The 11,882-nt window shown below is 33.9% G+C and carries 11 protein-coding genes; 4 read left to right on the top strand and 7 right to left on the bottom strand.

The window, feature by feature from the left end; translation table 11 throughout:
* The first annotated feature begins 3 nt into the window (after positions 1-3).
* Together Q0856_RS00620 and Q0856_RS00615 are read left to right on the top strand one after the other, a co-directional pair.
* The gene (locus Q0856_RS00620) at positions 4-687 is read left to right on the top strand and encodes an ion channel (RefSeq protein WP_298501644.1); all 684 of its coding nucleotides are present in this window, start codon (positions 4-6) and stop codon (positions 685-687) included.
* Between the two features lie 147 nt (positions 688-834).
* A complete protein-coding gene (locus Q0856_RS00615) occupies positions 835-1,050 on the top strand; it encodes a hypothetical protein (RefSeq protein WP_298501641.1) in 216 nt (71 codons plus the stop codon).
* A 29-nt stretch (positions 1,051-1,079) separates the two neighbouring features.
* Here Q0856_RS00615 and ccsA read toward each other — a convergent pair whose 3' ends face one another.
* The 5 genes from ccsA to Q0856_RS00590 form a co-directional block, all read right to left on the bottom strand.
* Entirely contained in the window at positions 1,080-4,067 is a 2,988-nt protein-coding gene (gene ccsA, locus Q0856_RS00610) for a cytochrome c biogenesis protein CcsA (RefSeq protein WP_298501638.1), read from the bottom strand.
* A gap of 207 nt (positions 4,068-4,274) precedes the next feature.
* Positions 4,275-5,774 carry an ammonia-forming cytochrome c nitrite reductase gene (gene nrfA, locus Q0856_RS00605; RefSeq protein WP_298501635.1) on the bottom strand — a complete coding sequence of 500 codons (1,500 nt, stop codon included), beginning with the start codon at positions 5,772-5,774 and terminating at the stop codon, positions 4,275-4,277.
* 7 nt (positions 5,775-5,781) lie between these two features.
* The gene (gene nrfH, locus Q0856_RS00600) at positions 5,782-6,375 is read right to left on the bottom strand and encodes a cytochrome c nitrite reductase small subunit (protein WP_298501632.1); all 594 of its coding nucleotides are present in this window, start codon (positions 6,373-6,375) and stop codon (positions 5,782-5,784) included.
* A 76-nt stretch (positions 6,376-6,451) separates the two neighbouring features.
* Positions 6,452-7,567 carry a BamA/TamA family outer membrane protein gene (locus tag Q0856_RS00595; protein WP_298501630.1) on the bottom strand — a complete coding sequence of 372 codons (1,116 nt, stop codon included), beginning with the start codon at positions 7,565-7,567 and terminating at the stop codon, positions 6,452-6,454.
* Positions 7,567-8,232 carry an outer membrane beta-barrel protein gene (locus Q0856_RS00590; RefSeq protein WP_298501628.1) on the bottom strand — a complete coding sequence of 222 codons (666 nt, stop codon included), beginning with the start codon at positions 8,230-8,232 and terminating at the stop codon, positions 7,567-7,569. Before Q0856_RS00590 ends, Q0856_RS00595 begins: the two co-directional genes overlap by 1 nt.
* 118 nt (positions 8,233-8,350) lie before the next feature.
* Between Q0856_RS00590 and Q0856_RS00585 the strand changes: the two genes are divergently transcribed.
* Positions 8,351-9,187 (top strand): MBL fold metallo-hydrolase, encoded by an 837-nt coding sequence (locus tag Q0856_RS00585; RefSeq protein ID WP_298501625.1) that lies wholly within the window; start codon positions 8,351-8,353, stop codon positions 9,185-9,187.
* Between the two features lie 39 nt (positions 9,188-9,226).
* Positions 9,227-9,880, top strand: coding sequence for a hypothetical protein (locus Q0856_RS00580; protein WP_298501623.1), 654 nt, complete (start codon positions 9,227-9,229; stop codon positions 9,878-9,880).
* Positions 9,881-9,884: 4 nt separating this feature from the next.
* Here the strand turns inward: Q0856_RS00580 and Q0856_RS00575 are convergent, their stop codons facing one another.
* Together Q0856_RS00575 and Q0856_RS00570 are read right to left on the bottom strand one after the other, a co-directional pair.
* Positions 9,885-10,646, bottom strand: a complete 762-nt coding sequence (locus tag Q0856_RS00575) for a LytTR family DNA-binding domain-containing protein (protein ID WP_298501620.1) — start codon at positions 10,644-10,646, stop codon at positions 9,885-9,887.
* Between the two features lie 5 nt (positions 10,647-10,651).
* Positions 10,652-11,677, bottom strand: a complete 1,026-nt coding sequence (locus Q0856_RS00570; RefSeq protein WP_298501618.1) for a histidine kinase — start codon at positions 11,675-11,677, stop codon at positions 10,652-10,654.
* Between the last annotated feature and the right edge of the window lie 205 nt (positions 11,678-11,882).

The following is an 11,882-nucleotide window of genomic DNA, read 5'->3' as shown; positions in this document are numbered from 1 at the left end:
ATAATGTTCAAAAGAATATATTCATATCGTTTTGAGTTCTTCTTTGTAACCCAACTAGTTATTTTATTTGGCTCATTGTTAATTCCTGGCCATGTATTTGAAGATACAATTGCTCCAATTTCCTTTTTATTAAATCTTATAGCCGGCGTCATTTTTATATCTAAAAGGAAAGAGCTTTTTTGGTTTTTTTTAATTTTATTAATAGCAAGTAGTTTTTTATTTGGTTTTGCAGAGACACATGATGAAAAGCCACTTCTAGTAAGTTATATACAATTTGCTATTTATTTTTCTTTTTACTTATTTGTTACTTACGAAATAATAAAGCAAGTATGGCAAACACCAGAAGTGAATAAAACAATAATATATGGGTTGATAAGCGGTTTTATATCACTTGGACTTATAGGTTTCTTTATTTGTATGAGTATAGAATTAACCAACCCAAATTCTTTTGAGGGGGGGCTATTGGCTATGCAAGGAGTTCAGCCAAATGCCCTTACAGAACAACTTATGTATTTTAGCTTTATTACGATGATGTCTATAGGTTATGGGGATATATTACCAATAACACCTTTAGCGCAGAAGGCAGCAATTTTAATAGGTTTAATAGGACAATTTTATCTTGTGGTTATTACTGCGGTCGTGGTTGGAAAATTTATTAATCAAAAAGGCGTTAAAAGCGAGTCTTAAAGTCAATTAGTATAGAAAGAACAGAATCAATATCGCATTGAATTCGTTGCATTTGTAAAAATAACTATAACTGATTGTAACGATACTAAATCTGATATGAATTTTTAAGTCATCTTGTTATAAAATTAGGGATGTTATCTTCTAAATATGAAAGTATTATGGAAAATTACCTATCCATTGGTGACAATACCAACGAATAAAATGAAATTACAGAATTTATATACTTTGACACAATTGGTATGTAAAGATGATTCCATAACAGGTGATGAGCAAAAATCTTGGTTAGATCGAATGGGAAAAGGGATGGGTTTTGCACACCAAAACGTTTCTTATATTGCCGATAAGTCTATTAAAATGATATAAGAAGGTGCTAATCTTGATATTTATGAATATTAATCAATAAGTTTATTTCTTAGCCGAAACCTAAAAAAGGCAGCTATTGATACAAGCACTACAACAGCAATCAAAACATAAATAAACTTAGGTACTGGTACAGGGTCTCCTGCTGCGTAACTATGTAATCCGGATAAATAATAGTTCACGCCGAAGGAGGTCATAATAATAGAACCGAAAGCAAATACGCTCGCAACGTTTAATATATATCTACTTTTTAAGGCGGGAACAAAACGAAGGTGCAATACCACCGCATAAACAATTATGGAAATTAGAGCCCATGTTTCTTTAGGATCCCAAGCCCAATAACGGCCCCATGATTCGTTGGCCCAAATACCACCTAGAAAGGTTCCGATAGCCAACACGAACAAACCAATGGTCATTGATATTTCGTTAATATAAGTGAGTTCTTTTATACGAATTGTTATTGCTTCCTTGGATTTTTTGGTTTCAATAATCATCAGAATCAAGACCATAAAACCTAAGATTGCAGATAAAGCCAAAGGAGCATAACTACTAACAATGGTCGCTACATGTACTTTTAGCCAGAAGGATTTTAATACAGGCATTAAGTTTGTAATCTCTGGACTTAACCAGTCCAAGTAACTAACAAAGAGCAAAGAACCTGTAAAAAGTGTAGCTAAAGGCAATGAGAAATCTGATTTTCGGAAGGTCATTAATCCGCATAGCATTAAAACCCAGGCTACAAAAACCAGCATTTCATAACCGTTGCTCCAAGGCGCATGTTGGGCTACATACCAACGAAGTAAAATATTCCCAGTAAATACTAGAAAGCTGATTAGGGAAAAGATAACAAGAGCATTCCATAATGCATCTATAAAACGTTTTTGTACAAATATTTTAGTCAAGGCCAATACGAGCAGTATAAAACCAAAAGTGAAAAATACTTGGAACAACCAAAAATTAAGATTTATTTCATTATACCACAACTCAGCTTCTACTCGCTGACTGTTGGGAATAATAGCCTTTCCCAAGGTACTTTGGTAGGTGTTTATATACGATAATTTTTCAGTAGCGGCTGCCCATTTTTTGGACGCTACATCATTAAAATACGAAGGAGTTATGGTTTGAACAAAACGAGCGTCCTCCTTAGGGAAATCTTTAAAATGATGGGTATAGCTATACCATGTATCCTTCTCATCAAGACTGTTGGGATAAATCTTTAAATAGTTGCCCGAAAAAATATTGAACAAAATATTAAAGCGCTCGTCTACCTTGAGTACTTCTTTATCAAATTCATTATGCTCCGCTGGCTTTTTGGCATTTGCTTTCTCCGCTACTTTTGTCAGTACATAATCACCAGTGGGATTTATTAAATCGTCAAAGGAAATCAAACCTTCATCGGTAATCTTTAGGACTTCGAAAAAACTTCCGCCTTTTTCCGTATCAATTTTTATGATGGGAATCTGTTGCCAAGCTCCTGGAGAAACATGCATTGCTAGAAATACCTGATTAGCATCCAACCGAATTTCTTCATTTGCTCCTTTGTATTTGAAATAGGGTTTACGCGAAACTTTTCGCAAAAACTCAGAAGCTAAAGTATTGATTGGTTTTATTCTTCCATCTAAATCTTGAACCATCAAACGACCAAAGAGTGTCGCATGCTGTTTATCAATGGCTTGTTCGGCAACCAATTCAGAAATTGAAATGGTATCATTTGTTTCTTGTGCCTTAAGACTTATGTTCATTACCCCAATCAGGAATAAGGCTGTGATTACCTTTTTTGTTTTTAATTTTTTCAGCTTCTTGTTGATGGCCATAAAATGAGAACTCTTTCCAAAAAGCGTAAAGAACATTCCAATCATCATTAGAAAATAACCAGCATAGGTTACATTGGTACCTAAAACATCATGGTTGACAGATAAAACAGTTCCTTTTTCATCGGTATCGTAACTGGCTTGGTAAAATCGAAATCCGCCATAATCCAAAACATTATTCATGAAAATTCGGAAAGGCATTTTTGTATCTGCATCTAACACAGTAACCTCACTCGCATATGCAGACGGACTCTCAGAACCTGGATAGCGTTCCAATTGAAAATCATTCAACTGTACTGAAAATGGGGTCTCAATAGGCTTAGCTCCATACGATAAACTTACGTTCATACCATTCACGTCAACTTCATGGGTAGTAGGTAAAAAGCCGTCACGATAGAGTAAAGTCACTTCTTCGGTTTTATCTTTTACCTGTACGTTCAATATCAGAGCATCATCCTTTACCTTATCATTATCTTTTGGTTTTTCCGCCGAGCTTATAATGTCGATTCTGCCTGATTCGTGAAAAGATAGAGGCACAAAAGACAAATCACCTGAGCGGTATAAGGTTCGCAAAGTCATGGGCTGTAAGGTGTCCCCTTTAATAATACCCGCCGTTTGGTCGGCCATTATAAAAAAATCTAGCTGATGTGGCGCCAATAGCTGAAATTCACTTTCTTTTTCTATAAGATTGATAACATCTTCTCCTGCCGCCTCAAAGCCTATTTTATGTTTATGGTTTCCTATTTCTTCAATCTCTCCTTTTTTTAGGAACAATGTTTCTCTACCATTTCCTGAGGTAACTACTAATTGCAGTAATGGAGCTCCTTTTTCAGGGTCATCAACAATTTCGGGAATAGCATCTGCTACAAATTGCTTATGCGAAATGGTAATTGGAGTGGCATCCAAATCCGTTTGAATAGAAAAATCATTATCATTCAAAGGAGAAAAGTAAAGTTCTCTTTCCAAATGTTTTGTTTGCTTTCCATTGGATAGGTGGACTTGCAAATAATTCTTATCGGAAATGATTGTACTTGAAGATGCCCCTTCTCTAATGCGCATGATACCTCCATAGGAATCATACCTTGTAATACCTGCACCAATAAGAATTACGATAAAAGCAATATGAAAAAGGAGTATGGCCCATTTTTCCTTGCGCCAAAGTTTGTATTTATAAATATTGGCCACAAAGCAAAGCCCGAGCCCGAACATTACCAACTCAAACCAACTGGAGTCGTAGACTTTTATCCAAGCTGTGGCTGTGCCAAAGTCATTTTCTATAAAAGTTGCGGTACCCATGGCTATGGCAAAAACCAACAATAAAACAAGTGCCAATACTGGTGAGGAAAAAATGCGATAGAATATTTTCATGAAAAATGTTCGGCTTAAAAGCCTTTAAAGAATAAGGTTTAAAATCGACTACTTATTGGTCATGCTTACTTCTTTGGAATCCATTTTATCCTCACGGGCTTTGGCTTCCTCTAGCCATTTGGGTAATAAATTGGTTTTAAACTCCTCTTTTTCTTTAATGAGTTTTTCCATATCTAAACCTATAAAAGCCTGTGCCTTTTCTTTGGAAGCAATATCTGGCATTGGCACTTCTTGATTAAAACCTAGGGTAGCCAACAAACGAGCTAATTTTACTCTAGCTTCTTGTGCTATATTAAGTCCGCCACCCAATACTCGTGCTGTTTCCACAGGAGAGTGGAATGATGCTCCATGAGAAGCAGCAGCATAATCCCAACGCCATTGCGCATGACGAATATCAGTTAGTATTAGTTTCATTTGTTCTTCGGTGGCGCCTAACTCCCATGCTTTTCCTGCTTCAATATGAGACTTAACTAATAAGTCTTCTAATTTCAGTCTGTTTTCGGTTGCCTTTTGCTGACGTTCATATACATTGGCACGCAATTTATCGGCTTCCTGTCTGTGACAGACTTGACAAGAATTCGCAACATTATTTAAAGGTGATTGCAAATGGTGGTCGGTAAATTTCTGACCACCTTCACTTTTATAAGGCATATGGCAATCTGCACAAGAAACACCACGGTCGGCATGAACACCTGTCAAATAGGTTTCGTAGCCCGGGTGTTGTGCTTTTAACATGGGTGCCTTACTAATTTTGTGCGTCCAATCTGAAAATTCCATTTCATCGTAATATTCTTCCATGGCTTCCACAGTCATTCCATTCTTCCATGGGAACGTAAGATATGGCGTGCCTTCAGCTCCGGGTTTTTTCTTGTCGAAATAATATTCAACGTGGCATTGGGCACAAACTAAAGAACGCATTTCTTGATGGGTTGCTTTGTTAATATCCTTACCCATAGCATCAAACGCCTCCACAAGTGCTGGGCGTGTAATGCGTAATTTCATATTGTTAGGGTCATGGCAATCAGCACAGCCGATGGGGTTTACAACTTCAGCACCTTTATCCGCCCATTTTCCATCGTAGAATTCCGAAATTCCTATTTCATTCATTAAACGAGGAACATCAGGACTTTTACAAGTCCAACAAGTGGCAGGCATCGGTCCATCGCCTGGGCCTTTAGGACCACCCGTTCGCAACGTATTTTGAATATCTTCTATGGCATAAAAATGACCACGACCTTGGTTGTAATCTTTGGAAAAACCATAGCCAGCAAACAATAAGACCAATCTAGGGTCTTCCTCAAGCACATCACGCATTGCAGACCCGCCTTGATAAGAGGCAAAAGAAGTTTCGGAAGTCTGTAAAAACGACTGATACTCCCGAGGGTAGTTTTTTCCCCATTCTTCATTTCGAGGTTCGTTTTCACTAATATCTACCTGCGGTACATATTGGTATTTTGCCTCGCTCTTTCTATTGATGATACTTGAGGCAAGCAAACCTAATAAAAATACTACTACTAAGGTTACGACAAACAGAATTTTGTTTTTCATAGGAATGTTATTTAGATGCCATTTCTTTTTCTAACCAAGTGGGAATAACCATTTCTTCTTGGTCGGTTGGTAAAGGGGCAATATTATATTTTATGGTTGACATACCATGGATTCTACCATGGGGAATTTCTTTATGACAGCTCCAACACTGTCGGTCGGTTCTGTTTTTCGCATGGTTATCTATAAAACCATCGTATTTCGTTTGAGTGACTTGTTGGACATGGCAGCGAATACAATTGTTTTGTACTACTTCCTGAGAACCTTCGCGCATGAAAATAACTTCAGGTTCTGCTCTTGCCGTAAAAATCGAAGCATGGTATAGACCATCCATAGCCTTAAAATAATAAGCATTTACAACATTATCTTGAGGCACATGACATCCATTACAAGAAGCCCATTCACGATGCGAACTGTGCATCCAACTATTATAAACTGGCGTCATTACATGACAATTTACACAAGCCTGCGGGTCATCTGACAAATAGGAAACCACTTCACCTTCTTTCATCAAAAAAAAGCCAATGCCAAGAACAGCCGCTATCGCAAAAATAGCAAAAGAACGCAGAGGAGTGCCTTTTTTTGGTAGGAAGTTGAATTTCACATTTAAATTATTTACTTAAAAATATTCTTTTCTGAAGGAAAAAGAAAATATATCTCATTATATTTTCTTTTAGTTTTTAAAAAGCTTCATTAACCCCAAAATAGATTCCGTTTTGACCATCTTTACCATTACCTATGTCAAGTCTAAGCCAAGTGTTTTGGTCTTTTATTACCTTAAATCGTACTCCTGCTCCGTAACCTGGTTTTACAGAGTTAAATTTTAAAAGATCAGATGCATCTCCGGCAACGCTCCCTACGAGGCCAAATACAGCTAATTTCCATCTAGGTTTTAATCTATAACGATATTCGGCTTGTATAACAAACATGTTTTTATCTAAAAAACGACCATAGAAGTATCCTCTCGCACTATTACTTCCGCCAAAAAATGCCATTCCCTGAAAAGGAACGTTCCCATAATTATTTTCGATGTAGACTTGAGTTGCTAGAGTGCTGCGTTTATTTAAAGGTTCATAGTTTCGTAAATCTAATGTGAATTTATTGAAGCTATGAGTTGCACCTAGAATTTGACTTGAGAAATGTGCACCTATTTCAAATAACTGCCCATTTGTTGGTGAAGAGGTGTTATTTCGAGTGTCTAAATTGAATTCGGCTCCTAATCCACTAATAACGGTACGACTTGAACCCAAAATAGTTCCAGAATCTAGTATCCCATCTTCTTCTACTTCGGTTACTTGGTGATTAGCAAAGTTATAAGTAAAACCAAAATTTAGATCTGGGGGGAGTCTTTTTAAAAAACTTAATTTAAATTTATGAGTTGTTTGATTATAGTTCTCTAAATTATTTTCTGGAGTTTTTGGTCCAATACCCCAAAAAGAATTTGGGTATATTTCAAATAAGTAATCTGCATCAATAAAATAATCTCCTTTCCCTAAATAGATTTGGGGTGTAGCGTTAAACATGATTTGACCAGCAGTAGTATAAATACCACTAAATAAAATATTAGAAAGACGCTGATTATATTGATTTGTTTTGTTTAATAGAAAAATTTGGCCACCACCGCCAATACCAAATTCTGTCTCTGGGGTATAAAATGCTATAGGTAAACCAATGATTTTTATTTTTTTTGTTTTTCCTAGTGTGTCCGTACGTACAAAACCTTCTTCTCTTCCTTGCCCAGATAAAGCTATTGGTAGAATTGTTAAAAGAAATATAAATAGTTGTAGTTTTCTCATTAAAAAAAGAAATCGTCTAAAATAACATTAAATCCAAAAGTAAAAGCGGTATTACTAACCGTTAAGTTTTCGGAAGCAGTTGTTCCTGATGGTCGTTGTTCTTGACTAATATCTACCAAAAAAATATTTAAATCAAAACCAATATCAAAAGCAATTTGATCATTAATTACATAAGAATATCCAAGTCCAAATAAAGTTCCAAACCCACCACCTTCAGCAATTTCGGTGATAGGGCTTGCTAAATCATTAAAACTCGTTTCTTCTCTATAACGAACATAACCCATAGATAAAGTAGTAAATAGAGACCCTCTGTTGTTTTTACTTAAATAATAAGAAGAAAATGGTCCTACATATAATGATTCTGTAGTTCGATCAACATTATTAGAAGAACTTGCTCTATTGAGATTTAATCTACCACCAAGAAGCCATCTTTCTTTTATAAATTTTCCTGTGGAAAAATTTAATCCGAATTCATTGGTAATGGTCTTTTTATCAGAAGATTTTGTTTTGTTAGTGTTTGAGCTAATAGTTCCTGCTAATCCTGTTAACCATCTCCCTTCACGAAATGGAGTTGCAATAGAGTCGGAGGGAATAGAATTACTTTGAGCTCTGAGAAAAAGAATTCCAAATGAAAATAATACAAAAAACAAATATAAAATTCTCATGTAGTTTATTTGATATTTTGATAAAAATAGACAAATATCTAGACTCGTAAAAATGACATAATAGCAATAAGGAATAAATCTTTATATTAGGCTAAAATCCGATTCTAAAAATGAATTCATGATTATAAAATTTTACGGTACTAGAGGTTCAATACCTGTGTGTGAAAAAGGTTTTCAAGAATTTGGAGGTAATACCACTTGTGTTGCAGTTATGGATGATAGTAAAATTGGAGATGTTTTAATCTTCGATGCTGGTACTGGAATTCGGAATTTAGGAAAAGAATTGATGAAGAGGTCTTTTAAAGAAGAAAGTAAGATAGTAATTGCATTTTCTCATTTTCATTGGGATCATGTTCAAGGATTTCCTTTTTTTGCTCCCGCGTATGATTCTTCTAAGAAAATTGATATTATTGCTTTAGGTGATGAATTAAAAATTACAGATCTTAAATCCATATTCACTAATCAAATGAAGAGTACGTATTTTCCTGTTAGTTTAGAAAATATGGGGGCTGAGTTTATATTCCATTTAAAAAAAAGTAATGAAGAAATGTTCCGAACTGGAAGTACGGGGAAATTACTGTCAAATGCACATTCTCATCCTGGTGGAGCTCATGGTTATCGTTTGGAAGTAAATGGAAAAGTTTTAGTTTATTGTACAGATATAGAACATGGCGATACTCTAGATCAAAAAGTGATTGATTTTGCTAAAGGGGCGGATGTTTTAATCCATGAAGCACAATATACACCGGAGGAACTCCCTATGTATAGAGGATGGGGGCATAGTAGTTGGGGGCAAGCGATAGAAGTAGCCAAATTGGCTGGTGTGAAAAAGTTATATATGACGCACCATGATCCAGAGCATAATGATGCTTTTATTCTAGAAGAAGAAAAAAAATGTCAGGCCATTTTCAAAAAATGTTATTTCGCAAGAGAAGGGGAAGAAATTAAAATTTAATTAAAAATATTATCTTTATTTTTTTAAAAGGAGAGTACTATGAAAAAGCAATTTTTTAAAACAATGATGAGCTTGAGTATCTGCTTAGTTGTTAGTTTTTTACTCGGATGCGGACCTGCCAAAATGAGCTCTACATGGACTAAGGATACGTATAAAGAAAAAAAATATTCTAAAATTGCAATAATTGGTATTAGTAATGATCTTTTGGCAAAAAATACCTTTGAGCAAGATGCGGTTAAGCTTTTAAAAAAACAAGGGATAAATGCTGTAGAGGGGATAAAAATGTTTCCTCTAGGAGCAGATAAAAATAAAACAGCTGAGGATTATATAAAAATTATTAAAGAAAATAACTTAGATGGAGTGATAACAATGGCTTTGATAGATTCTAAAGAAAAAGATCGTTATGTGCCTGGAGAAGCTTTACATATTCCGACTTATTACCGAGTAGGGAAGTATATTGTACGGAGTTATCAAACAATAGATACTCCAGGTTATTATACAACGTCAAAATCTTTTCTTATCGAGGCAATTTTATATGATGTAAAAGGAGATTTGTATAAAGGAAAAGAGACTATGGTATGGACAGGACAATCTACACTTTTAGAACCATATTCATTAAAGAATGCATCTGAGAGTTTTACAAAAATAATGGTGGATCAATTAATAAAGGATGAAATTATAGTTTCAGAATAAATTTTTAAGAGTTCATCCAGTCTTTAAATTCTCTTGCTTTGCCTTTGCTAATAATAATTCGTTCAGTGGTCTTGGGGTTTAAATTAACAATAAGTTTACCACCAAAATAATGCGCTATTTTGGTTATAGCATTTCTGTTTATAATGTATTGTCTATTGGCTCGATCAAACATCTCAGGATTCAACTCTTTTTCTAAGGTTTCTAATTTTTTATCTATGTTATAAACTTTATGAGCAAAAGTTACTAACTTAATAATTCCCGTATCAATATAAAAATAAGCAATATCACTCGTTTTTATAGGGATTAATTCATCGCGATGTGAAATTAAGTAATTAGATTTGTAAGTCTTCTTTTGTTCTTGCAATAGATGTAACAAAGCAGTAATATCTGGCTTAGTAGTGCGTTCGATATTAGTAAGGTTCTCGAATTTAATAATAGCTTTAGAGAGTTCTTTTTGTTGTATAGGCTTTAAAATATAATCAATACTATTTACAGTAAAAGCTTTTAAAGCGTATTCGTCATATGCTGTTGTAAATATTATAGGAATATTTATTTCTACATGATCAAAAATTTCAAAACTTAGCCCATCTGCTAAATGAATATCCATAAAAACCAAAGAGGCGTCTATTGGTTTAGAGAAATATGCTATACAAGATTTTACAGTATCTAGTATTTGAAGAACCTCAATATCAACATTTATAGTGTTCAATAAATGTTTTAGATTATCACTAGCTGTTATTTCATCTTCTACAATTACAACTTTCATGGACATTATTTTAATGGAAGCTTTACAGTAAAGGTATTATTTGTATTTGTAATTACAATACGTTTTCCTTTAAGCATTAGATTACGCTTGTTTAAATTATTTAAACCATTACCAGTACTATCTACAGGGGCGCGTTTCGGTTGAATTCTATTTTCTACTATTAAATAATATTTTGTTGCTACGATTTTTACTAGTAATGGTAATTCTTCAGATATTTCATTATGTTTTACACAATTTTCTACTAATAATTGTAAAGCAAGTATAGGAATTTTGGTAAGCAATAATTTTTCATCTATTTTAATAGTGATAGAAAAACGATTACGATATCTCATTTTTATTAGATACACATAACTTTCTAAAAAGGTAAGCTCCTCTTTAATTGTAATTAAGTCCTGATTGCTACTTTGTAAAATATATCTATATAAATAAGATAGTTTGTCTATAAAGATAGTAGCTTCTTTATTATCTCTGACCAATGAGGTTAATGAATTTAAGGAGTTAAATAGAAAATGTGGGTTTATTTGGTTTTTAAGAGCAGTCAGCTCATTTTGTAGTATTTCTTGTTTAAGTTGTTCTTTTTCAATGATATCTTCTTTGTGTATTAACTGATATCGTAAAACACCAGAAACAAATATGAGTACCAATATTATAATTAAATAGACAAAATGAATAAGCCCAAGTTCATTTTTAGAAATTTCTTGATTTACTAGAAGGGCATAGCAGTAGTTAAATATTACAATTGAAAAACCAAATATTATGGCATTTAAAGCTATGGTAGCAGTAATTCTAATTAACTTGGAGCTTGTTTGGTAAATATATTTCCAATTGGTGTTAAACTGTAGAATTATCCAGAAAAGAACTAGAGCAAAAATAAACCTAAAAATAATGTCATTTATACTAGCGGCTGTAAAGGAGTCAGTAAGTTCTTCAGTTATATTGTAAAGAGATAATATTCTAGGCAAGGTAATTAATAAAGCCACTAAAAGAGCTATGAAAAGAATAACGGATTTTTTTACTTTTTTAAACCTCAAAATTTCACAAATTTTAATGAACACTTTTTTAAGTGCTACATACGAATGTAAAGAATTTTGTTTTATTAAAAAGTTGATGGCGTTTAAAACTTAGTTAGGTTTTATTAAAAAAAAAAAGATAACTGCCGAAGCTCGGGGGGATTCTTCGACAGTTATTTACAGCATCATCTCTCTTCATTATATTAACAATCAAAAAAACTAAACA

The sequence above is a fragment of the uncultured Maribacter sp. genome (genome assembly GCF_947496775.1).
Taxonomy (GTDB): Bacteria; Bacteroidota; Bacteroidia; order Flavobacteriales; family Flavobacteriaceae; genus Maribacter_B.
The sequence above is the reverse complement of the archived record's forward strand: the minus strand, read 5'-3'. Positions and strand labels throughout refer to the sequence as shown.